Source organism: Sphingomonas plantiphila (genome assembly GCF_046000505.1).
GTDB classification, from domain to species: Bacteria; Pseudomonadota; Alphaproteobacteria; order Sphingomonadales; family Sphingomonadaceae; genus Sphingomonas; species Sphingomonas plantiphila.
Map to the genome: position 1 here is coordinate 475,434 of NZ_JBELQC010000001.1, position 24,074 is coordinate 499,507.

17 protein-coding genes are annotated in these 24,074 nt (G+C 64.3%); 11 read left to right on the forward strand and 6 right to left on the reverse strand.

The window, feature by feature from the left end; all coding sequences use genetic code 11:
* Positions 1–118: 118 nt before the first annotated feature.
* Positions 119–1,702: an ATP-binding cassette domain-containing protein gene (locus ABS767_RS02195; RefSeq protein WP_408076728.1), complete on the reverse strand. Its 1,584-nt coding sequence runs from the start codon at positions 1,700–1,702 to the stop codon at positions 119–121.
* Entirely contained in the window at positions 1,699–3,234 is a 1,536-nt protein-coding gene (locus ABS767_RS02200) for an ATP-binding cassette domain-containing protein (RefSeq protein WP_408076729.1), read from the reverse strand. Before ABS767_RS02200 ends, ABS767_RS02195 begins: the two co-directional genes overlap by 4 nt.
* A gap of 123 nt (positions 3,235–3,357) precedes the next feature.
* On the opposite strand from ABS767_RS02200, the gene ABS767_RS02205 reads away from it, so the two are divergent.
* From ABS767_RS02205 to ABS767_RS02230, 6 genes are all read left to right on the forward strand, one after another.
* Positions 3,358–4,938, forward strand: coding sequence for a cytochrome ubiquinol oxidase subunit I (locus ABS767_RS02205; protein ID WP_408078636.1), 1,581 nt, complete (start codon positions 3,358–3,360; stop codon positions 4,936–4,938).
* A 25-nt stretch (positions 4,939–4,963) separates the two neighbouring features.
* Positions 4,964–6,112 carry a cytochrome d ubiquinol oxidase subunit II gene (gene cydB / locus ABS767_RS02210; protein WP_408076730.1) on the forward strand — a complete coding sequence of 383 codons (1,149 nt, stop codon included), beginning with the start codon at positions 4,964–4,966 and terminating at the stop codon, positions 6,110–6,112.
* 15 nt (positions 6,113–6,127) lie between these two features.
* Positions 6,128–6,244 carry a cytochrome bd-I oxidase subunit CydX gene (gene cydX / locus ABS767_RS02215; protein ID WP_082737786.1) on the forward strand — a complete coding sequence of 39 codons (117 nt, stop codon included), beginning with the start codon at positions 6,128–6,130 and terminating at the stop codon, positions 6,242–6,244.
* A gap of 5 nt (positions 6,245–6,249) precedes the next feature.
* A complete protein-coding gene (gene hemN / locus ABS767_RS02220; RefSeq protein WP_408076731.1) occupies positions 6,250–7,596 on the forward strand; it encodes an oxygen-independent coproporphyrinogen III oxidase in 1,347 nt (448 codons plus the stop codon).
* Positions 7,597–7,676: 80 nt separating this feature from the next.
* Positions 7,677–8,477 carry a universal stress protein gene (locus tag ABS767_RS02225; RefSeq protein ID WP_408076732.1) on the forward strand — a complete coding sequence of 267 codons (801 nt, stop codon included), beginning with the start codon at positions 7,677–7,679 and terminating at the stop codon, positions 8,475–8,477.
* A 13-nt stretch (positions 8,478–8,490) separates the two neighbouring features.
* Positions 8,491–9,156 carry an NAD(P)H-dependent oxidoreductase gene (locus tag ABS767_RS02230; RefSeq protein ID WP_408076733.1) on the forward strand — a complete coding sequence of 222 codons (666 nt, stop codon included), beginning with the start codon at positions 8,491–8,493 and terminating at the stop codon, positions 9,154–9,156.
* 62 nt (positions 9,157–9,218) lie between these two features.
* Here ABS767_RS02230 and ABS767_RS02235 read toward each other — a convergent pair whose 3' ends face one another.
* A complete protein-coding gene (locus ABS767_RS02235; protein ID WP_408076734.1) occupies positions 9,219–9,872 on the reverse strand; it encodes an OmpW/AlkL family protein in 654 nt (217 codons plus the stop codon).
* Positions 9,873–9,995: 123 nt separating this feature from the next.
* Here ABS767_RS02235 and ABS767_RS02240 point away from each other — a divergent pair, with 123 nt between their 5' ends.
* From ABS767_RS02240 to ABS767_RS02250, 3 genes are all read left to right on the forward strand, one after another.
* Positions 9,996–11,498 carry a PAS domain-containing sensor histidine kinase gene (locus ABS767_RS02240; RefSeq protein ID WP_408076735.1) on the forward strand — a complete coding sequence of 501 codons (1,503 nt, stop codon included), beginning with the start codon at positions 9,996–9,998 and terminating at the stop codon, positions 11,496–11,498.
* Positions 11,495–12,115, forward strand: coding sequence for a response regulator FixJ (fixJ, locus tag ABS767_RS02245; RefSeq protein WP_408076736.1), 621 nt, complete (start codon positions 11,495–11,497; stop codon positions 12,113–12,115). Before ABS767_RS02240 ends, fixJ begins: the two co-directional genes overlap by 4 nt.
* A gap of 97 nt (positions 12,116–12,212) precedes the next feature.
* Complete coding sequence (locus ABS767_RS02250; protein ID WP_408076737.1) at positions 12,213–12,551, forward strand: hypothetical protein; 339 nt, start codon at positions 12,213–12,215, stop codon at positions 12,549–12,551.
* Between the two features lie 372 nt (positions 12,552–12,923).
* Here ABS767_RS02250 and ABS767_RS02255 read toward each other — a convergent pair whose 3' ends face one another.
* The gene (locus ABS767_RS02255; RefSeq protein ID WP_408076738.1) at positions 12,924–13,280 is read right to left on the reverse strand and encodes a response regulator transcription factor; all 357 of its coding nucleotides are present in this window, start codon (positions 13,278–13,280) and stop codon (positions 12,924–12,926) included.
* Positions 13,277–13,525, reverse strand: coding sequence for a sensor histidine kinase (locus ABS767_RS02260; RefSeq protein WP_408076739.1), 249 nt, complete (start codon positions 13,523–13,525; stop codon positions 13,277–13,279). The genes ABS767_RS02255 and ABS767_RS02260 overlap by 4 nt, the downstream gene beginning before the upstream one ends.
* Here ABS767_RS02260 and ABS767_RS02265 point away from each other — a divergent pair.
* Positions 13,525–13,929, forward strand: coding sequence for an alpha/beta fold hydrolase (locus tag ABS767_RS02265; protein WP_408076740.1), 405 nt, complete (start codon positions 13,525–13,527; stop codon positions 13,927–13,929). The genes ABS767_RS02260 and ABS767_RS02265 overlap by 1 nt on opposite strands.
* Positions 13,930–15,149: 1,220 nt before the next feature.
* Here the strand turns inward: ABS767_RS02265 and ABS767_RS02270 are convergent.
* Positions 15,150–16,157 carry an alpha/beta hydrolase family protein gene (locus ABS767_RS02270; RefSeq protein WP_408076741.1) on the reverse strand — a complete coding sequence of 336 codons (1,008 nt, stop codon included), beginning with the start codon at positions 16,155–16,157 and terminating at the stop codon, positions 15,150–15,152.
* Positions 16,158–16,959: 802 nt separating this feature from the next.
* On the opposite strand from ABS767_RS02270, the gene ABS767_RS02275 reads away from it, so the two are divergent.
* Positions 16,960–23,556 carry a hypothetical protein gene (locus ABS767_RS02275; RefSeq protein ID WP_408076742.1) on the forward strand — a complete coding sequence of 2,199 codons (6,597 nt, stop codon included), beginning with the start codon at positions 16,960–16,962 and terminating at the stop codon, positions 23,554–23,556.
* Positions 23,557–24,074: the final 518 nt, after the last annotated feature.

A 24,074-nucleotide genomic window follows, 5' to 3' on the forward strand; every position in this document is an offset into this window, starting at 1 on the left:
GCGACCTCGTTCTCAATCCGACCGGCGCCCGAACAAGCACAGAGTGAACTAAGCGTGAGGTCGGGTGATCAATAAACGTCCAAGCAGCAGCACCGCGCCATACCCGTTTTCGAGTTCGTCAGGTCTCGAGCGGGCACTGTACCGAGAGTTCGCAAAGGCCATGCGGTGCAGGTCGGTGCGAAACCAGTATCAGCCCGGTGCCGGTGCGGGTCAGCCACGTGTCGAGGCGGGTAAGCAGTTGGTCCTCGGTCGCTGAATCCAGCCCCTCGGTCGGTTCGTCGGCCAGGAACCAGGGACGTCCGGCCAGCAGCGCGCGGGCGAGCGACAGTCGCTTCTGCTCGCCGCCCGACAGCGTGCCACCACCCTCGCCAATCGGCGTGTCCAGGCCTTGCGGCATCGCGCGTACACGCTCCGCTAGGCAGGCGATGTCGAGTGCGCCCCACATCGCGTCTGCATCGACTCCGGGACGCGCCAGCCGCAGGTTGTCGCCGATCGTCCCCGCGATCAGCTGCGGCGATTGCGGTGCGAGCGCAAACTGGCGCGCAAGCGCAAGGGCGGGGAGCCGGTCGAGCGCCGAGCCGTCGACCTCAAGCGAAAGGCTGGTGCGGCGCAACCCGGCCAGCGACTCGATCAGTGAAGTCTTGCCACTGCCCGACGCCCCGGTGATCGCGAGCCGTGCGCCGGGACCGAGGTCGAGCGCGCCGATCCGCAGACGCGCGGGCGCGCCGGTGCCTTGGGCATCCCGCGGCGGGGTGATCGCGGCGAGCGCGTCCAGTCGCTCGAGGCCCTCGCGCAGGGCGGCATGGCGGAGCGCGCTGCGGACGCTCGCGCCCATCGCCTCGCCGCCCGCATAGGCGGCAAGCGCGGCCAGCGCAGTCAGCGCCGGCCCGGCGGCGGCGAGAAGGGTCACCGCCACGGCGACGAAGACGTTCCACGCAGCGATGCCGCCATTCACCCGTGCCTCCGCCCGCGCAAGCGCGAGCCGTGCCGCATCGAGTGCGGCGAGCCGGGGGGCCAGCGCGGCCTCGACCCGGTTGGATAGACCATAGGCGATAATCTCGGGACGCGCGGCGGCGAGCTCGACATAGCGGTCGCGCAGCGCACCACGCGCCACCGCGGCGGCACGCGCGGGGGCGCGGGTCAGACGACGCGCGATACCGGTCGCGGCGATCAAGCCGATCGCGGCGAGCAGAACGAAAGCGAGCGCGGCGACCCAGCCGGCGAGCGCGATGAATCCCGCCGCCACCGCGCCGCCGATCAGCGCGCCGGGTAGCGCCGATCGGCGCACGACCAGATCCTCCAGCGCCTCGATATCGTCGATCAGCCGTGCGCTCGCCTCGCCGCCCGACAGGTCCGGCGCGGTGCGCGTATCGGCGGCAGCGAGCACCCCGAACAACCGCGCTCGCAAGGCCGCCATCGCATGCAGCGCCGCACCGTGGCTCGTCAGCCGCTCACCATAGCGCGCCGCGGTGCGGGCGATCGCGAGCGCGCGAATCGCGGCGCTGGGGAGGAGATAGTTGAACGCGGCAACTGCGGCGGCGCCCGTCGTCCCTGCGATGGCGGCGCCGGTGAGGAACCAGCCCGACACGGCAAGCAGCGCGACCGCGGACGAGGCGGCGATCGCGGCGAGCAGCATCGGCAGGCCCAGCCCGGCGCGTCGCCCTATGCCGAGCCGCGCGGCGATGTCGGACGCGCGGCTCACAGCGCCACGACCCGGTCGGCGACCGCCGCAAGCGCCTGATCATGCGTTGCGACCAGCACCGCATGGGTCCGTGCGATGTCGCGCAAGAGCGCCGTAATGTGCGCTGCGCTCGCCGCATCGAGATCGGCGGTGGGCTCGTCGCACAACAGCAGCGGGCGGCTCGACAGCAGCGCACGCGCGAGCGCCAGCCGCCGCCGCTCGCCGCCCGACAGCCCCGACCCGTGATGATCGAGCGCGAGGTCCAGCCCCTCCGCGCGGGTGACCAGCAGGCGGTCGAGGCCCACGCGGTGGCAGACCTCGACGACTTCGGCATCCCCGGCGTCCGGCCGGGCGAGCGTCAGATTGTCGCGCAGCGATCCGGGCAGGATCAGCGGGCGCTGCGCCGCCCAGGCGATATCGGCGGGGTCGATCGCCACGACGCTGCCGCCCGCCGTCGCAACCTGCCCAGCGCAGGCGGCGAGCAGGCTGGTCTTGCCGCTGCCCGTCGGTCCGGTCAGCGCGACCATGCCGGTGCGGCCGAGCGCGAACGAGACCGGACCGATCCGCGCGCCGGGCCATGCGATTTCCAACGCTTCGGCGGTCAGTCCGGCATAAGGCGGCGGCGCGACCGCGGGCGGCGGGTCTGCGAGCAGCGGGTCGATCACTGCATGCGCGGCCTCGCCCAGCTGTTTCTCGTGATAGGCGGCGGCCAGCCGTCGCATCGGCAGGTAGAATTCGGGTGCCATTGCGAGCGCGAACAGCGCCTCGCGAAAGGTCAGCGTCTCGGGCACCGGGAAGGGCAGGATCCCGAGCAGCGCGAAGCCGCAATAGACCGCGACCAGCGCGACCGAGAGCGCGGCGAAGAATTCGAGGATCGCGCTCGACAGAAACGCGACGCGCAGCACTGACAGCGTGCGCTGCGCCGTTGCGGCAGTGGCGGCGCCGACCTGGCGGGTGATCCGGTCGCCCGCGCCGAAATGGCGGATGATCGCAAGCGCGCGCAGCCGCTCGACGAAGAGCTCCGACAGTTGCTCAAGCGCGCGCAACTGGGCGTCGGCCGCACGGCGCGCCATCGTGCCGGCGAGGATCATGCCCAGCACGAACGGGACCAGCGTCGCGACCAGAATCGCCGCAGCGACAGGGCTGGCGAACGCAACAAGGATCGCGACGAGCAGCGGCCCTGCGGTCGCGGCGAGGCGGACGGGCAGAAATCGCGCGGCGTGCGCCTCGATCCGGTCGGCATGATCGATCGCGATCGCGGCGCTCTCGCCGATCGGGACGGCGCGGGGGAGCGCGCCGGCGAGCAGGCGGCGATGGAGTGCGACGCGTAGCGGCGCAACCTTGCGCTGTGCGCCCGCCGCTGCGCGCGCCTGCGCCGCCCAGACCGACCCCCCCCGAACCGCTCCGCCCGCGAGCATCGTCACCACGGCATGGGACGCGAGGCCGGTCCCGTCGACCAGCCCGCCGATCGCGGCGGCCAGCCCCCAGGCGAACAATCCCGCCCCGGCAATGTCGACGAGCCACCAGCCGCCGGAACGTTCACGCGTCCTCATGTCCAGCGCGTTCCGTCATATTCCGCGCGAAGACTAGTGCGTATTATTCCCGATGTCGCGGACGCGGCGCGTCTCCTACCAGCCTGCTCGCTTAAGGCACCTCATCTCGGGGGAGACACAATGATTGACATGGCGGTCGTCGAGCTGTCGCGGCTCCAGTTCGCGCTCACAGCGATGTACCATTTTCTGTTCGTGCCGCTGACGCTCGGCCTTTCCTTCATGCTCGTCATTATGGAGACGGTCTATGTGATCACCGACCGTCCGATCTGGCGGGAGATCACCCGCTTCTGGGGCAAGCTGTTCGGGATCAACTTCGTGCTCGGCGTCGCGACGGGCATCACGATGGAGTTCCAGTTCGGTACCAACTGGGCCTATTATTCCCATTATGTCGGCGACATCTTCGGCGCACCGCTCGCGATCGAGGGGCTGATGGCCTTCTTCCTCGAGGCGACGTTCGTCGGGCTGATGGTGTTCGGCTGGGACAAACTGTCCAAGCGTCAGCACCTATTGACCACCTTCATGGTCGCGCTCGGCACCAACCTGTCGGCGGTGTGGATTTTGATCGCCAATGGCTGGATGCAATTCCCGACAGGTTCCGCCTTCAACCCCGAAACGATGCGGATGGAGATCGTCGATTTCATGGCGGTCGTATTCAACCCCGTCGCGCAGGCGAAATTCGTCCATACGGTGAGCGCGGGCTATGTCCTCGCCTCGGTCTTCGTACTCGGCATCGCGTCCTGGTACCTGCTCAAGGGCCGCCACCTCGAATTCGCCAAGCGCAGCTTCGCGGTCGCGGCGGCATTCGGCCTCGCGTCCTCGCTGTCGGTCGTCGTGCTGGGCGACGAGAGCGGCTATGCGCTGACCGACAACCAGCGGATGAAGCTGGCTGCGATCGAGGGTGCCTGGCACACCGAGCGGGCCCCTGCGGGACTGTCCGTCTTCGGCGTGCCGTCGAACGAAGGGCGCGAGACCCGGTATGAGGTCAAGATCCCTTATGTCCTCGGCCTGATTTCGACCCGTAGCCTGACCGGCGAAGTCGCCGGGATCACGCCGCTCGTCCAGGAGGCAAAGGGACGGATCATCCGCGGCATCGACGCCTATGACGCGGTCGAGACGCTGAAGACCGACCGCACCAACGTCGCGGCGCGCGAGACGTTCGAGCGCAACAAGGCGGACCTGGGCTATGCGATGCTGCTGAAGCGCTATGTCGCCGATCCGCGTCAGGCGGACGCCGCGGCGATCGACAAGGCAGCATGGTCGACCGTGCCCAATGTGCCGGTGCTGTTCTGGCTGTTTCGTGGAATGGCCGGGCTCGGCTTCTTCTTCATCGCGTTCTTCGCCGGTGCGCTCTACTTCGCCAACAGCCGCAAGTTCGACCGCAAATGGTTTCTGCGCACTGCGGTCTGGATCATCCCGCTGCCCTGGATCGCGATCCAGTTCGGCTGGCTGATCGCGGAGATCGGGCGCCAGCCCTGGGCGGTCGAGGGCGTGCTGCCGACCTTCCTCGCGTCCTCCAGCCTGACCGTGGCGCAGCTGTGGACGACCATCATCGGCTTCACCGTGATCTACGGCATCCTCGCCGTGATCGAGGTGCGGCTGATGCTCGCGGCGATCAAGCACGGGCCGGAGAGCGAAACGCACCTGTCGGACGACGCCACCCCCGCCGGCGCGCCCAATCCCTTCCAGACCGTCGCGGCCGAATGAGCCGGACGGGGCAAGGAGACACACAATGACCCTTCCACTCGATTACGATACGCTTCGCGTCATCTGGTGGCTGCTGATGGGCGTGCTGCTGATCGGCTTCGCGCTGACCGACGGGTTCGACCTCGGCGTCGCGTCCCTTCTCCCATGGGTCGCCAAGACCGACGAGGAGCGCCGCATGGTGATCAACACCGTAGGCGCGACCTGGGAAGGCAACCAGGTATGGTTCATCCTGGGCGGCGGGGCGATCTTCGCGGCCTGGCCGTTCGTCTACGCGGTGAGCTTTTCGGGCTTCTACCTCGCGATGTTCCTGGTGCTCGCCGCGCTGATCCTGCGGCCGGTGGGGTTCAAATATCGCTCGAAGCGGCCCGACCCGGCATGGCGCGCGCGCTGGGATTGGGCATTGTTCGTCGGCGGATTCGTACCCGCGCTGGTCTTCGGCGTCGCGGTGGGCAATGTCCTTGCGGGCGCGCCCTTCCGCCTCGATGGCGACCTGCGCTCCTTCTACGAAGGGTCGCTGCTCGGCCTGTTCACCCCCTTTACGCTGCTGACCGGCCTGCTTTCGGTTGCGATGCTCGTGCTGCACGGCGCGGGCTGGTTGTCGCTCAAGGCCGAACATGGGCCGGTGCTCGACCGCGCGCGCGCGCTCGGCCAGGTGGCGGCGCTGCTGGCAGTCGTCCTGTTCGTCGCTGCCGGACTGCTCGTCGCCTGGGGAGGCATGGGCTTCCGACTCGACAGCGTCGTCGAGGCGGGCGGGCCATCGAACCCACGGCTGGTGGCGGCGGTCGCCGCGCCGGGCGCCTGGCTTGACAACTACGCCGCCTATCCGTGGATGATCGCCGCGCCGCTGATCGGCCTGCTCGGCCCACTGGTGGCGCTGGCGGGGATTCGCGCGCGCCGCGACGCGCTGGTGTTCGCGGGCTCCTCGCTCGCCAATATCGGCATCATCGGCACGGTTGGGCTGTCGATGTTCCCGTTCATCCTGCCGAGCTCGATCGATCCTGCTTCCAGTCTGACAGTATGGAACGCCTCTTCCAGCCACACGACGCTGTTCATCATGCTGCTGGTGACGGTCGTCTTCCTGCCGATCGTGCTTGCCTACACGGCGTGGGTCTATCGCGTGCTGTTCGGCCGCGTGACCACCGAACAGGTCCGCACCAACCCCGACTATTACTGACAGGAGCATCCAACCATGTGGTATTTCGCCTGGATCCTCGGCGTCACTCTTGCCGTCGCAGTCGCGGTGCTCAACGGCATCTGGCACGAATTCCATTCGCCGCCGTCGGAAGACCGCACGGTCGAGGGCTGATCGCCATGCTCCACCGCTATCTCCGCGACTTCGCCGAGCGTGCAGTTCCGCGCTACACCAGCTACCCCACCGCCGCCGAGTTCACCGACGCGGTCGGGGCTGAAGCGCAGGGGGCGGCGATCGATGCAGTCGCGCCCGGCACGCCGGTCTCGCTGTACGTCCACATCCCCTATTGCCATCAGATCTGCTGGTATTGCGGGTGCAATACGGGGGCGGTGGGGCGGCCACGGCGGCTCGACGCGTACGGCGCGGCGATCGCGGCAGAAATCGCGACCGTGTCGGCACGCATGCGCGGACGCGTGACATCGGTGCATTTCGGCGGGGGCAGTCCCAACGCATTGTCGCCCGCGGCCTTCGCGGAGCTGAACTCGGTTCTGCGCAACCGGTTCGACATCGCTGCCGACGCCGAATGGGCAGCGGAGATCGATCCGCGCCATTTCGGCCCTGCACATGCCGAGGCATTCGCAGCCGCCGGCATCGGTCGGCTCAGCGTCGGTGCACAGACCTTTGCACCGCACGTACAGGCGGCGATCGGCCGCATCCAGCCACTTGCGCAGGTTGCGGGCGCGATCGCCGCGGCGCGGGCGGCGGGGATCGGCCGGATCAACCTCGACCTCATGTACGGCCTGCCGGGCCAGTCGATGGACGACATCGCGGCGACCATTGCAGCGGCGCGCCGGCTGATGCCCGATCGGGTCGCGATGTTCGGCTATGCCCATATGCCCGCGCTGCTGCCACGCCAGCGGATGATCGACGGGGCGGCGCTGCCGCACCCGGCGGCGCGCTTTTGGCAGCGCGCGCTGGCGCACGACCTATGGGTCGAGGCGGGATATGAGGCAGTCGGGTTCGATCACTTCGCCCGCCCGCACGACAGCCTCGCGGTCGCGGCGCGGGCCGGAACGCTGCGGCGCAACTTCCAGGGTTTCACCGACGATCCTGCCACGACGCTGGTCGGACTGGGCGCCTCGGCGATCAGCCAGTTCGACGGGCTGATCGTCCAGAACGAGAAGCATGTCGGCCGCTATCGCATGGCCGCATTGAACGGCGCGCTCGCCGGCATGCGCGGGGTCGCACGGAGCGGCCTCGATGCTGCGGCAGGTGCCGTGATCGAACGGCTGCTGTGCGACGGCACGGTTGATGCTGCGGCCGTCGCGCACAAACATGGCAGCACCGCAGACGCCCTCTGCCACGACCCGCAGGGCCTTTCGCAGCTCGCCGAGGCCGGCCTGATCGAACGTGACGGCTGGCGGATCACGGCGACTGCCATCGGCGCACCCTATCTCCGGCTCGCCGCGGCGACGTTCGACCGATTCCGCGCATCGAGCGGCGGGCAGTTCAGCAAGGCTGTTTGACCCGGCTACGTATAGCTCCCGATACAGTCAGCACTTCTGCCCCCCTAGACTCGCTACCGATCTTCAGACGGAGGCGAGACATGAAGAATGTTGCGGTTCTGATCCACCCTGATGAAGGACAGGAGGCGCGGGTGCAGGCCGCGCTCGACGTGACGCGAGCCCTGAACGGGCATCTGATCGCGGTTGAGGTGACCGCGCTGGTCCCGGTCGCCGAGGATCCGATGCTCGGCGCATTCTCTGCCGGGCTGGTCGCCGAAGAACTGGCGCGCCAGGAGGAGAATTTGGCCGACATGCTCGAGCGGCTGGGCGGCGAGGATGTCGCATGGAGCGCAGATCGGTGCGCGGGCGATGTCGGCTATTGCCTCAGCCAACATACCGCGCTCGCAGACCTGATCGTCCTCAATACGCAGTTCGATTCGTTTCCGGGACGCGAGATGGGCCATCTGACGGCGGCATTGGTCGCGCTCCATCGCCCGGTGCTGGCGGTGCCATCCGACAGCCGCGGCGTGGCCGACCGGCACGCGGCGATGGTGGCGTGGGATGGCTCGGATGCCGCCGAAGCGGCGCTGCGCGCGGCGATCCCGTTGCTCGCCCTCCATCCCGAAACGCATGTCGTGAGCGTCGCGCGCGGATCGATCAATCGCCCGCCCGAACTGGCTGCCAGCTATCTGTCGCGGCACGGCATCAAGCCTGAGATCACGGTGATCACCAACGATGCGGACACGGTGGCGAGCAACCTGATCGTGCAGGCCCGCGGCGTCGACGCGTCGCTGATCGTCATGGGCGGCTACGGCCATTCGCGGCTACGCGAATCGCTGTTCGGCGGGGTCACGCGCACCTTGCTGGAAGAGAGCCATTGCCCGCTCTTCCTGTCCCATTGACGGAGCCAGGCCGATGACCACGCCACGCGATCCCGCCACGATCCGCCATCTTGTCGTGCTGGGTCATCCCGGCCTCGACAGCTTCAACCACGCCATTGCCCGCACCTATCGCGAGGAGGTTGGGAAGCTGCACCAGGTCACCGAGCTGGACGACCTCTACGCGCGCAACTTCGACCCGCTGTTGCGCCGCGACGAGCTGCCGGTGCCGGGGTTCAAGCCCCGCCCCGACGTCGCCTCCAGCCTCGCGCAGGTCGACGCAGCGGAGATGCTCGTGCTGATCTACCCGATCTGGTTCGGCATGCCGCCCGCTATCGTCAAAGGCTATGTCGATCGGGTGCTCGGCGCCGACTTCTCGCCGGAGGAGCTCAAGGCCGACCTGCCGAGTGCTGCGCTTCAGGGGAAACGGCTCACCATCTTCTCGACGTCCGCCGCGTCGCGTCCCTGGCTCGAGGAGCGGGGCCAGTGGCTTGCGCTCAAGCAGGCGTTCGACACCTATCTCACCCGCGCCTTCGGACTTGCCGACTGCCACCATGTTCATTTCGACTCGATCGTGCCCGGGCTCGATCCGCGTTTCGTCGAGGAGCATCTTGAGGTTGTGCGCCAGACCGCGCGCGAGCGCGCCACGGTGTTGCGATACGGCGACCTTCCACCCCGGCTGCTGCGCCAGCCCGATTTCTGAACTGAACAGGCCCTGGGGTGAAAGAGGGTGGCGGCCCGGACGGTCGCCCCCCTCTTTTCGCATTAGAAGCGGAAGCCGATCCCCACACCGGCGACGATCGGGTCGATGCTGACCCGCGCGCTGTTGATCGCGCCGCCGGTGTTCAGCCGCGCGGTCGTGTCGATATCGATATATTTGACGTCGAGATTGAGGAAGACCTTCTCGGTCAGGTCGATATCGACACCCGCCTGCAGCGCGTAGCCGAAGCTGTCGTCCATCTTCACCGTCGTCGCGCCGATAGCGGTTTCAAGCGCAGGGCTGGCCTTGGTCGAGTAGAAGATCGTGTAGTTGATCCCCGCGCCGACATAGGGGCGCACCTTGCCCTCCGGCGCGAGGTGATATTGCAAAGTCAGCGTCGGCGGCAGCACCCAGGTGCTCGCAAGTTCGTCGAAGCCCGACAGCGCTCCGCGGCCCTGCGCGTCATGCTTGGTGGTCGCCAGGATCAGCTCCGCGCCGATCCTGTCGGTGAGCATATAGGTGAAATCGACCTCCGGCATCACGCTGTCGCTGACGCCGACCGCGCTGGCCGGAAACGCCGGCTCGACCGGACCCGAGCTCTCGGTCGGCGCGACCAGGATCGCGCGGGCGCGGATCAGGACATCCCCCTCCTTGGCAAAGGCAGGCTGGGCGGCGATCGCGGACGCCGCGACGCCGATGAGGACAAGGCTGGACTTCATGGGACTTCCCCCGAGGATATCTGCGCGTCAGTGCGCGGCGGCGGCATCGGACTTTGCGCGCGCGCCGGGCATTGGTAGATTCCACGATGGGAATGATCCGGATGCCCGGATATGTGCGGGGACATGGATTTGGGCGGCGACATGCTTGAGAAACTGGCCGCGCGCTTCATCGCCGCCGACCTCGACCGGGCACAGTTCATGCTCGATCCCGACGGAATCATTCGCAGCTGGAACCCGGGCGCGGAGATCCTTCTAGGGCATGGCCCCGATGCGGCGATCGGGCAGCCGTTGGCCATCATCTATCCCGAGAGCGATACCGCTGCGGGCAAGCCCGCCCGGGATCTGGCGCACGCGCTGCAACATGGCCGCCATGCCGAAGAGGGGTGGCGGCGGCGGCGCGACGCGACCGAGTTCGCGGCCGATGCGCGCCTGATCGCGCTGCGCGACGACGACGGTAGCTTGCTGGGCTTTGGCGCGACGATCGAGGATATTACCGACCGCAAGGCCGCGGAGGCGGCGATCGCGCGGAGCGAGCTGCATCTCAGCTCGATCCTCGCCACCGTGCCCGATGCGATGATCGTGATCGACGAGCGCGGCCAGATCCTGTCGTTCAGTGCGGCGGCCGAACGCCTGTTCGGCTATGGCGAGAGCGAAGTGGTCGGTCGCAACGTCGGCATGCTGATGCCTGATCGCGACCGCGTGCGGCACGACGACTATATCGACAATTACCGCCGGACTGGCGAGCGGCGGATCATCGGCATCGGCCGCATCGTCGTCGGTAAGCGACGCGACGGCAGCGAGTTTCCGATGGAGCTGGCGGTGGGAGAGGCGCGAAGTGCCGGGCACCGCATCTTCACCGGCTTCATCCGCGACCTCACCGAACAGCAGCGCGCCGAGCTGCAGATGAAGGAACTCCAGTCCGAGCTGATCCACGTTTCCCGCGTCAGCGCGATGGGGACGATGGCGTCGACGCTGGCGCATGAGCTGAACCAGCCACTCACAGCGATCGCCAATTATATGGAAGCGGCGCGGGACCTGATCGCGGCGGGCGATCCCGATCCCGAGATGCTCGAAGAAGCCGTGCAGGAATCCGCGGCGGAAGCGCTGCGGGCGGGGAACATCGTCCGGCGGCTGCGCGAATTCGTCGCACGCGGCGAGGTGGAGAAGCGCGTCGAGCTGCTGCCCCAGATGGTCGAGGAGGCGATGCGCCTTGCGATGACCGGCGCGCGTGAGCGGGGCGTGCGCGGCTTCGTGCAACTCGACCCCGAGGCGAGCTGCGCGCTGGTCGACCGCATCCAGATACAGCAGGTGCTGGTCAACCTGGTCCGCAATGCGGTCGAGGCGCTGGAACACATGCCGGTGCGCGACGTGACCGTCACGACGCGGCTGCAGCCCGATGGCATGATCCGGGTCGCGATCGCCGACACCGGGCCGGGGATCGATCCCGCGATCCGCCCGCGCCTGTTCGACGCGTTCAATACCAGCAAGGCGGCGGGCCTGGGCTTAGGCCTGTCGATCTGCCGGACCATCGTCGAAAGCCATGGCGGGCGGATCGACGCCGATCCGCGCCCCGGCGGCGGCACGATCCTGTGGTTTACGATACCGAGCGCGGAGACGCATGAATGAGTGACAAGCGGCTGATCCACCTGATCGACGACGAGGAGTCGGTGCGTCGCTCGGCGAGCTTCCTGCTCAAGACGTCGGGCTTCGAGGTCCGTGCCTATCCCTCGGGCGTCGTGTTCCTGAAGGAGGCGCGGCATCCCGACCCCGGTTGTATCCTGCTCGACATCAGGATGCCCGAGATCGACGGACTGGAGGTACAGCGCGAGCTGAATGCGCGCGGTGTGGCGCTGCCGGTGATCGTGCTGACGGGGCATGGCGACGTCGCGACCGCCGTGACGGCGATGAAGCAAGGCGCGGTCGACTTCCTCGAAAAGCCGTTCGAGAAGTCGGCGTTGCTAGCCGCACTGGAACGCGGCTTCGAACGGCTGGCGCGATCGGGCGATGCCGAGGTGGAGGGCCAGGAGGCGCAGGTGCGTGTCGCCGCGCTTACCCCCCGCGAGCGCGACGTGCTGCGCGGACTGGTCGCCGGGCATCCCAACAAGACGATCGCCTACGACCTCGGCATTTCGCCGCGCACGGTCGAGGTGCATCGGGCCAATGTGATGACCAAGCTGGAAGTACGCAGCCTGTCCGAGGCGCTTCGCATCGCATTCGCAGCAGGGCTGCACGCGAAGGACTAAGGGAAGTTCCGGAGAGCGCGCGCCTGCGGGACGCGCCATCGTCCGGCGGATGAGCTCCCTCGAGTCCCTTGGTTCGGCAGACAACAGGCGCGGTATCGTGATCGCGCTGCTCGATGCTCACGACGCTTCGCGCCGGGAATTGCATCTGCTGATCAAGGGGATGGGTTACGACGTGCGCGCACACAGCAGTGCGGATGCCTTGGCGCGGGATCAACGCGCCACCCATGCAAGATGGCTTGTCCTGAACGGGTGGCACGATGTCGCGGCGCTCGCCGTGCTGTGCGAGCTTCGAAAAACGGGATGGCTGGGAAAGGCTGCGGTCATCGCGGGTGAACAGGCCGACGCTTCGCAGCGGCTCGCAATGCTGGACTGCGATGTTTACTTCCTGAGCCACCCCGCAACCACCCAGAACTTGAGCCAGCTCTTCAAGTCGTAGATTCTCTTCGGGGCCAATGGTCATACGCTATGGCCGAAGGGATCATCTCCTATGTTTTAAAAAACCTACCTGACCGTTTCTCATGCGTTGCGAGAACGTCGCTCTCAGAGAGCAGGATTTGGGGCTTGCAATTAATACCTGGCTGGCCAATGACATTTGGCAAGACCGGAATTGGCTGATTTTTCTGCATAGCGGCTTTTGTCCCGGTAATGGGAAATCGGACGGGCTGCTAGCGGCCCACGGTCTGAAAAGCCTTTTGTGACAGGAGTCGCCAGTCAGCAAAGCGCCCCAGTCTCGCCCATGAAAATGGCCAGAGGTCGTTCTCAAAAGTAGCCATTGATGGGATCTGGCGGATACCTAAGACCGGCCAGTTCATAGCCACCGGCGTTCGCGGGCCAGCCGGCTAGCCTCGATCCGGTTCGTTGCGCCGAGTTTACCTGCCGCCTCGGATAGATAGTTCCGAACCGTGCCCGCTGATAGCGAAAGCGACCGCCCGATCTCCTTGTTCGACCGCCCTTCGTCGGCCAGTCGCAGCACCGCGCGCTCGCGCTCGGTCAACGGATCGGCTGGCGCGAAGGCGGCATCGGGTGCCAGTTCGCGCACCATCGCCAGCGCCGCCGCCCCATTATCGGCTCGGCCCACAACCTCGATGTCAGGCTCGAGCGCGAGCAGCGATGCGATCGCGCCCAGCACCAGTGCCTGATCCTCGGCGATGACGATACGGATCATGCGCTTGCGGGCACGGTGGCAAGGACCGTGGTTCCGGCCGGGCTTGCCGAGATGACGAATGCACCGCCCGCAGCTGTCATGCGCGCGCGCATGCCGGCGATTCCTGCACCCTCACGGAAATGCCCGCCCTGACCGTCGTCGGCAATATCGAGATAGATTTGCCCAATGTCATGGGCGAAGCGGATCGTGCATCGGGTCGCGCCGGCATGACGGATTACATTGGTCACCGCCTCGCGGAGCGCCATTGCCAGCGCAACAATATGAGGGGTTCACGAGCCCGCCCGAGTTCGTGCTCGACATCGGTCCTGACGGCTATGCTTATGTGAAGCCCAACACGTTCAAGGCGGGCTTCGCCGCGGACACCCGTGATGCCGACGCCGCGTACATGCGCGATTCACAGGTTCCGATCGCGATGGCTGCGTTCGGCACCACGCTACGGCATGCGGCGTGGCGCACCAAGCCAAGCTGGGCAGTCATCGCCACCGACGACCGGGCGTTCCAGATCGGCATGCCGCCCAAGATGGCCAAGCGGATCGGGGCGACGCGCATCGAAGTGAAGGCGAGCCACGGGGTGTTCATGACCCAGCCCAAGGCGCTCGCCGACGTGATCGACACCGTGGCCGGGCAGGTCTCGGCCAAGCGCGACTGACGTTTGGCGCTCGCTCGAAGCTGGTGCGGCGGCGGGGCAATCCGCCGCCGTCCTGCTGCCTTGCCCGATTGCAGGAAGTCTGCCGCAATCGGAACGTCTATTATCGCGCAAACGCCAGCAGCGAGAAGCGGCACCCATATGGGCGCGACGAATATATCGGCTTCAAGTTAGTCGAGCGCATCCAAGGCGGCGGCGCCTGGATACCGTTACGCCGGAGCGGAACGTCCGCAATGGGGTCGGCACCTGAAAGGCAGCTTCCCCGCAAAAGTCGCGACCTCCTGCCAGTCAGCGACGGATCCATTGCGGACACTAGGGAATGTGCGGAGCAAGATCGTAGCAAATCAGGGATGAAGCCTCGGTGACAAATGTTCATCCTGGTTGGAGTGCGAGGGGTATGACGTTACCAAAAGCCAGCGTGAAGCTGTCCTTGTAGCCTTATGAATTGATTCCCACCCACGCGAGCCCGCCACTGGCCTTTAAAGGAAATATAGCGTTGGCCGCTCCAAATTCCCGGCAAAGAACGTCCAGGTACGACCAAACACCCTCCAGCCGAACGCAGGTCCGCGAGCAAGTTTCGAACCTGCCTTGGGAAAATGGTGGTGCGCTTACAGGACGCACATCTGCCTCTGTAAGGCGCAGAAAAGCTGGGGTTTCAGCTCACCACAGAATCCGTGGCCCCTTCGTGGCCCACTCTAAATTCGGTCCCTTTTCAGGCCTCAAACCGCTGCCGATTGAAGGACCGTTCACAGGTTCAGAGTGCCGTGAGTCGCATGTTGCGGTTCTGCGCGACCGTCTCGTGTACCGCTCCTCATCCGGGAGTACCCGCATCCACCCCAATTACCGGGCGATAGCCGCCTCGTCGCCATCGCCTATCAAATGATGCGGCTTGATCGCTTGGCAGGTCCGAAAATGACGGAGGCACCTCAAATTTCCAGGCAACGCTTTGTAATCGTTGTGATTTCCTACAGGCAGACTACGTCTGCCCCACACTTTTCCCCACATCGGGTCAGAGATGTAATGGATCGCGCTGACACCGAGTGGCCGCTTTGCGCCTCAATCGCCGCCGTTCCAGTGTCAATCGAGGAACCCACAAGCGGACGGTCCGCATTCGAACGACGCCTATCGATTGAATGCCCGCTATCGGTGGACAGAGGACGGTGCCGCCTTTCATCGCGAGATGAATGGCGCCCTGCAAGCTACCAAAGGCAGTCACACAACACTTAGTCCGCCTTAGCCCCAACCCATGCGGCGACATAGTCGATGAATTCGATCGAAGCCGGCCGGGTCCAGCGATATTCTTCGAATGTCATCTTGCCTTCGCCTTCCTGCATGATGTGGTTTAGCTTGGGGAAGCGGTGCATCCTTACGCCGGGAAGAACGGCGACGGGCTGCCAAGCCTGCCAGTCTGCCTCGGTGATCAGATAGTCGCGGTCGCCGTGAAGGATCAAAGCGCGGCCATGGCGGGCCGACAGCGCACGGACCTGCTCGACCGGTTTCACCGCCATCAACTCGCGCCAGACTTTGACCGGCGACCCGTGAATAATCTCATCTGGATCGCTTTCAGGGGTGATCGCGTTGAGCCGCTTGCCGTTGGCTATCACCTCCTCCGCGCGTTTGCGCTCCTTCTCGTCCTTAGCGATGCTCAGGCCGTAAGTAGCCTGCTCGATCAGGATATCGCCTATGGGGCGCGGCGAGCCAGCCATCGCTACCATTCCTGCGACATGGGTACGGTTCGCAATCAATGCCGCGAGCGTTGCCCCCATGCTATTGCCGAGAATGTATATGCGCTTAGGATCGACGCCGGGTGTGCGCCGCAGGACGGCGACCGCGCTCGCGGCCTCCTCCAAATATTCCTCCTCGAGCGTCGGCTTGCGTCCCAGCGCTTTGAAAGCGGCGGCGTGCTGCGTTGGGCGCTTATTGTAGCGGATGACAGCGATGCCGCGCGCAGCGAAGCCCCAGGCGAGGTCGCGGAAGATCGTGCTGCCCCCCACATTCATGTCCATCGTCCCCGGCCCTGAGCCGTGTACTAGCACGATCGCGGGCCGTCGCGCCCGCCCGGGCGGAACCGTCAAGACCCCATCCACCGCCCACTGCCCCTGCCCGAGCTTTACTGCCGTTTCGACAATGCGGGCAGGCCGCACCATCGCCGTCGGTTCGCTTTGGGCTTGGCTCGCAGGGACCATGATCAGTCCAGCAATAGCGACGGCATGCGTCCACTCAATCGACATGTTGCCACTCCCAGGTGTAGCAGTGCAGTAATACACAAAAAAGCGCGATCATCAATTATCGGTTCGCGTAAGCTGCGATAAAATGGCTGTATGCAGCGCTCGCGGAATCGGCCGGAGCAGGATGCGACCAGTCTGGGCGCTGGCTCGATGAGCTCTGCCAAGCGTGAGCAAACACAGGTATTCCGGGGAGCAGAGCCTTCGCAGCACGGTCTGCGCAAGCGGTCCATTTTCGGATGTGACTGCGGCGCTCTTAGCGGCTGGAGCTAAATTTCAGATCTTCCCGGCACTGCGAACCGATCGTTCGCTTACGGTGTTTATCGTCCTGATATCCGCCAGTCCGCTCCCGGCCCAGCAGCGGCCATCCTGGCATCCGGCGCGCCGAACGGCTGAAAGTGGGCCGTTAGCGGACTGCCAGCTTCCGATAGCGCAACTGGCCAAAGCGGACGCTTTATTGCCGCGCTCGGGAGTCTTGGGTGCGCCCCGTTTCCGACATGAGCGCCGCGCATGCTAGCATCCGCCATGCGCCCAACTTTTGCCATCCACTATTACGCCTAGCTAGAAGCGGCCGCTGAGTTTACTCAGAGATACGCGCCTTCCCTCGTCGGTAAATACTATCTCGGCATTCACTGGGGCGCGCGGCTATCGGCGCTGGGACGGTTGTCTCCACTTCCGTGAGGCGGGGCGCTCATAGGGCCCCGCCGCTTGGCTCGTTAAGAACGCCGTTGTGACGGTGTAATTGATCGCTCATGCTGCTTGGAGATCGAATTTAGCCGACGCAATACGATTGGTAGATCAACCGAGCATGAGCGATAAAGACTTGGCCCCTGGCACAATAGCTATCGATAAGGTGCGAGCGTCAAAGGCGGGGCACGCTTATCACGAGGCTTGGGCTGCGCGCACGGCGTTGGAGCTTCTTCTGCCATCGACCGATCTCACTGCTATCACACTCGAAGGCTTCGATGAGCAGGACGAGCAGGAACTCGGAACGGGCGCTGTCGAAATAGCCGACCTTGTTCGATACCATGGGGGCACCGACGTCGCCCGATCACAGCGAGTCACTATCGTTCAGTTCAAATACTCGATCGCGAGCGCAGATGTCGCGATAAGGGCGGCGGACCTAGCTTCAACGCTGGCCAAGTTCGCCGTCACCGACGGCGAACTTCGAGCCACTCACGGCGATGATCACATTGAAAAGGTCGTTCGCTACGAATTCGCTACGAACAGACCGATCCACGATAATTTAGGCCCGGCGATTGCCGCGGTAATCGCCGGTTCGCAAGTTGACGGCGATGTGGGGCGCCAAGCGCGGAAATTAGCTGAGGCCCTGGGAAACTACCCTCATCAACCGGCCGCGCTACTGCGTAGACTCGAGCTGGTTGGCAGCAAAGGGAGTTTGGTCGACGCAGAGCGCATGATCTCTGCAACGCTCGCGGCTTGGAGTGAAGCCGGCGATCCAGATGCAGAGAAGCGCCTTCTGAAGCTGAGAAACCTCATCAGGATCAAGGCCGGCCCCGGCAGCGAAGTGGACAAGCGGGTCGATCGTGTAGCGGTCCTGGCCGAACTAGAGGTCGAACACGAAGATCGGCTTTATCCGACACCCGACGCTTTCCTTGAGGTCAAGGATGTCGTTCGGCGAGCTGTGCTTGCCGATATCCTGGCGCAGGGCCGGCAACCTGGCCCTCCGCTCATAATCCATGCCGCGGGTGGTATGGGCAAGACCGTTCTCATGCAGGGCCTTGCCGATCAGCTACGCGCAGACGGCCCCGTAGTCCTCTTCGATGGATTCGGCGCTGGCAGATGGCGCGATCCTGCTGATGGCCGCCATCTACCAGAACGTACCTTGGTGCATCTTGCAAACCTGCTCGCTGGCGAGGGGCTTTGCGACATTTTATTGCCAGTTGCCGATGTAACCAGCCTGCTGAGAGCCTTTCGCCGTCGCCTCGCCCAGTCCGTAGCAACAGCACGGAACACACATCCTGAAGCCTGCATCTCTCTGATCCTAGACGCGATTGACCATGCGGGATTGGCCGCACAGGAAACCTCGACTTCGTCCTTTGCTCACCTTCTTTTGCGCAGCGTTAGCGTCGACCCAATCGAGGGCATTCGACTGATCGCATCGTGCCGAACCGAAAGGCTTGGCATCGCAGTCGGAGACGGTATCCATCGCAAGTTTCAAATACCTCTATTCACCGACATCGAAGCCCGAACACTGATCGCGCTCCGCGTGCCAGACGCGTCGGGAGATGAAGTCGCCGCTCTGCTCACACGATCCGGTCGCAATCCGCGCTGTCTCGACAGTCTGATCACGACCGGTCGACCATTCGACCCGCTGTCATTTCCGGATGCTTCGAGCGAGGCGAATGCTCTTCTTGATGCGATATTGCGTAAACGCCTCGAAGACGCGCGAAACACCGCCCGCGCACGCGGGGCTAAAGACGCCGATATTGACCTTTTGCTCGCCGGCATCGCCTTGCTTGCGCCGCCTGTGCCGGTCGATGAACTCGCCGCCGCGCATGGCTTGATCGCAGAAGAGGTCGAAAGCTTTGCGGCCGATCTGGCGCCGTTGCTTGAACGGACCCCTCATGGGTTGATGTTTCGCGACGAGCCGACGGAAACTCTAATCCGATCCACCTACGGGACAGATCAACCGAGCCGAGACCGCGTCATCGCGGCGCTGCAGGTTCGACAGCTCACGTCGAACTACGCAGCCAGAGCGTTGCCGGCGTTGCTGACGTCGCTCCGCGACGCAGACCAGCTCATTCGGCTTGCATTTGATCTTCGCGTTCCTGCCGGCGCATCACAGGTCAGCACGCGAGATATTCGTCTGGCTCGGATCACGGCTGCGATAGCGCTGGCGGGAGAACTCGGCCGACGGGACGATCTGCTTAAACTCTTGCTCGAAGCTTCACTCGTTGCGGCCGGCCATGAGCGCTCCGACCGCTTCCTTTATGATCATCCAGATCTCGCAGCTGTGGCCGCCGACCCGGAGGCGCTGCGACGCCTCGCCGTCACGAATGTCGGGTGGCCAGGAGGAAAGCACTCGGCGCTGGCATTGGCGAATGTCTTCGCTGGCGATCACGATGAAGCGCTGCGACACGCGCGCAGATCGATCGATTGGTATAATTGGGCAGCGCAGTCCCGACGTGGCACCTGGTTCAACAGGGCAAACATTTCCCGGGAATGGGACGATGTCGGCTTCGCCTATGTCGAGATGCTTGCGGGAAACGACATCCGCGTCGCCGAATTTTTCGGGCGCCTAGAGGACGGCATCTCCTACGGCAAATTCAGCGAGCTCTTCGACCTCCTTGAACGCCATGGAACAACAACTCACGCCCCATCCTCGCGAGCTATCTCGAGGTTGGCTGGATGCCGCCTGCCGTCACGCGCACTTTTCGCCGCCGCCATGCATTTCACCGAACGAGATGACGCTCGAGACAAAAAGATACTCAGGGCCATGGCTGGCACTCCTCCGGTCGCGGGGCAGGCGGAAGGCCTGACGATGGCAATCGTGCTCGCGGCCGCGCGCGCCGCCGATCTCGGACTGCCGAACGAAGGCATCAGCCTCGTTGAAGGTGCAGGGCTCAAGACCCAATCCATACATGACTATTCAAGCTACTACCCGATCGACCGCACCATAGACCAGACCATCGTCGCAGCTGGAGTGAGATCCGCGCTGCGAAGAAAACCCGCGACGTTGGTCGATATAGCGCCTTCAGAACTCATCGAACTCGTCCCGCGAAGCGCACGAGCGCGGGGAGCAGCGGCGTTCTCGCGTGCGCTCACTCAAAAGCTTTCAGAGCCGAAATATGACGGTACTCGCCCACGTCGGAAACGCCGTGGTGCGCTCGATGGCGAAAAGCGCTCGGACTACTCGCGCGCGCTGAGCAATCGAATAACGCCACTTCTCCAATATGCCCAGGACATCGCGAGCATCATCCGCCCGCCGTCGGGAACCACCCGTACCAAGGCAGTGAACTCGGCGTTCGATCGCCTTGTCGCCGATGTCGAAAAGTCCTCAAACTACCCGTACCGAGACGGTAAGGCCTATCTCGCTCGGACCGGATTTCGAGCGATCTTCTATGTGGCAGATGCGATTGGAGCGCTGGATGCGGCACTGGCGAAGCGCATGGTGGATTGGCTGGCGGGAGCGCCCGGATTGTCCACTTCGGAGCTCACCGAGGCCGTAGCTCGCCTATCGCGGGTCGCGGAACATCATGATGCCGCACTCACCCTCGCCGGTCATATTGAGCGTAAGATTCAGCTCGACACGGATGTCGGTTCGAGGGTGACGGCCTATGGGCGCCTTGCGCGAGCTGTCTGGCGAATCAGTATCGACGAGGCCACGGCCTACTTCCGCCGGGCACTCGATCTGGCCGAAGCCATTGGGTCGGACGATTTCGACCGTACAAACCATCTCTTGGAGCTCACTGGACATTACTCCGGTCCGGAACTGCCAGCGGAGGCAGCTCACACGCTGGCCCGCATTCTGGAGCTTAACCAAGGCGAGGACGGGCGCTTCCCTTGGATAGAATATGCCCAGACGATGGTACCTATCGCCGGTCGCGGCGTGCTGGCGATGCTGGCCCGGCTGGACGACAGGGACGTTGCCCGCCTCAGGCTTTCTCTTGGTCCCGCGCTGACGGTCCTAGTACGTCAATCCAAGCTTCCGCCCGCGACAGCAGCAGCGTTATTCGGCTTAGCTCCGCCCGGAGAAGCTTGGACCTGGCACATCTCGGATTTCGCATCAGCGGCGATCAAGAACTTGTCGCCGAGTCTCTACGAGTGGTTCTTCAATATGCTTCTCGTCGAGATTGATCGGGACGATCAACTCTCGCCGGCGCGCGAGACGATAGAGGGATTGCAGCGGCTCGCTATACAGGTGCTCCCGCCTACGTCGGCCTCTCGAAGCCGGATCGAGGGGCTCGTTGCTCGCCGTGGAAAGGAGACCGAGGTATCGTCGTCCCCATCGACTGCGGCCGCCAACCCCGAGCCTCTCCCGATATTCCCTGTGGACCTCAGTGATCCTGACGAGATTGACCGGCAGATCTTGAACGAAGATGTCGATCAGACCGGTCGACGGTGGCCGGTTCGAACCTTGCTCGATCTTGCAAAGCGAGCATCTACCCCGGCGGAGCGCCTGGGTTTCGTCCGAGCTGTTGTCGAAGCCAGCAATGCAACGCTGGCGGACAAGGTCAGGGCGCTGGACGATTACGTCGAGGAGTGGGGCAAAACGTCCGCGGCAATGCGTGATGCGCTTCCAGAGCTTTCTCTGCGCCTAGCATCAAAGCATGCAGCGGAGCTTGCCAGCTCAAGCACGGACGCATGGGGTGCCTGGCGAGGGCTCGAAAAGTATTTCATGGCTGATCGGGTCGCGCTGGTCGAGCACGTCCTGGCCGGCCTCCGTGGCGTTGCGCACGAACTAGGAGGCAACGCCTGGCTCGCCCTAGCTGCTCGACTAGCCGCAGACGTCAGCGATCAGGCGATTGCTGACGGTCTAGAGCGATTTCTGGCCAGCAGTGCCGAAAAGCTGCCGACGGAGGTCGGCGACGGCCCATGGACGGATCGACTTTCGGTGCCCGCGGATGAGGCCGAGCTGATCGCTGGTCTTGTCTGGACTAGACTGGGACATCCTGTCGCGGCGATGCGCTGGCGTGCGGCTCACGCGGTAAGGCGCTTGGCTGATGTTGGGCGTTTCGATGTCATCGATCTGCTGATCGCGCGCTTCGGCTCTGACCTGGGGCTGCCATTCAGCGATGCAAAACTCCCATTCTATGCGATGCACGCCCAGCTTTGGTTGCTCATTGCGCTCGCGCGAGTGAGCAAGGACGATCCCGGAAGGCTCATTCAACACCGCAATTTCTTCGAGCGCATCGCGCTTTCATCGGATTTCCCGCACGTGGTGATGCGGTCGTTCGCAATAAAAGCGTTGCAAGAAATTGCTCGAATACGCGACCCCGCGGAAGGTGCAGCGCTTTTCAGCGCGATTTCTGCCTCTAACGTTTCGCCTTATCCTCATGCTCCCAAGCAAGATTATAGAGAGTTCCGCTACCTAGCCAGGCCAGAGACCTCGCCTCGGCCGGCGGATGCCTTTCATCTAGACTACGACTTCAACAAGTATCAGGTCGAGCGCCTGTGTCGCGTGTTCGCCTGCTCCGGCTGGGAGGTGGAAGATCGTATCGGCCGCTGGGTGCGCCGTTGGGACAGCGACGTCAGCGCAATGCACGAATGCCCACGCTCCGCCAGTTACGATGAGAGTTGGTCCTCCGGCTATGTTCCTGACCGAGACCCCTATGGAGGATATCTCGGCTGGCACGCCCTCATGCTCGTCGCGGGCGACCTTTTGGCTTCGCGCCAGGTCGTGGGTGAAGATTGGAGCGGGGATGCTTGGGCAGCCTTTCTGAACGAGTACCTTCTTTCCCGCGAGGACGGATTGTGGCTCGCCGATCTCACCGATCCGTATCCGCTCGACTTGGCCAAGGAATCGGACGTTTCGATGCCGGAGAGCGGTGACAGTCGAAGCACCATTCGCGAAGATGCCAGGCTGTTGGCCCCAATGTTGGGTATCCGCGATGGAGAACTCGCGGCGGAATGGACGCCTGTCTCCGGTCGTTGGTCGATCGCTCGGGATACAACACTCACACTACGCAGCGTGCTCGCAGATCAGAGCGACGCCCGTTCGGCGGCTATGACCTTGCTTGGCGACGAGCCATTCTTTCGCTGGATGCCGGATGACGAGAATGAAATCGTTCGCCATTTCGGGGAAGAGGGGCATAGCGTACAACCATGGGTCGCGGAGACACCCAACCCCCAACGTCAGCTCGATCGTCACGACCCTTACGGTTGTACATCCGCCTTAGACAGGCCTTTCCCAGCCGACCTCACCAAGAATGCGCTGGGGGTTGTCCCAAGCGACGCCGTCGTCCGTCAATGGTCAAGCGGAGCGGAACCTCAGTTCTACGCCGAGGCTTGGGGCGCCGAAGGGGGGCGCGGCGAACAAGCGTGGAGCGAGACGGGATCACGGATATTCGTCAGGACCCCGGTCTTGAAGCTGCTGCTGGGGACAACGGATCGAAACCTCCTCATCCTGCTCAAGCTGCAGAAATATCATCGAGGCAAATCGAGCGGACGCGGTGGTGACACGAGCGCCTTCACCCACCGTTCCCTCATCGCGGTCGTAAACAGTCGCGGAGAAGCCTGGCTTCCTCAGCGCCTGTCAAACAAGGCCAAGCTTGCGCTAGACACGCTAGATGCCGATCGTCGACGCGACTTCTATCCCCGCTTTCGCGCAATCGCCGGCTTGCCAGACGAATGGCTTGCTCGCCGACAAAGCACATCGATCGACGCTGAGCGTTTTCGGATCTTTATTGAGGGACTGGAAGCGGATGATGCTAACCTGTGATGGGTAGTTCGCGCAGCAGGTCCGGCTCAACCGCGATTGTCACGATCGCTTCTTGGTTCGAGCCTCATGCCTAAGTATCGTAAGCGAAGAAGCGCGGTGCTTCGTCTTCTACCCGACCCAGCTGGTCGAAGATCACGGACGGTCCGTGCCCGTCCGCTTCAGCGCTTACGGCCACCTTAAAATGTGTAGGCACCTCCACCCCTAGGACAGGTCAGTCGAGGTGCTTCAACCGGCTAAGCCGCGCGAGACCGTTCACGGCCATTAGCGAGGTTTGAAGCGCTGCCCTGATCATCGATTCGAGTAATACGCGCGCTTCCACGCGCCGAACTGGCAAAGTCCCCCTATCGAACCCCACCACTTGCAACCTGTCCGACCTGCTGGCGCAACTTCGGACACTATAGAAGCTACTCTGGTAGGCCTGAGACGGGCGCACCTCCGCCGACCCGGCCGTTCGTCAATATGTCCGCTATTGGGATTGCGGCTATTGAGCTCGAACGACTGCGATCAGGGCGCTTCGT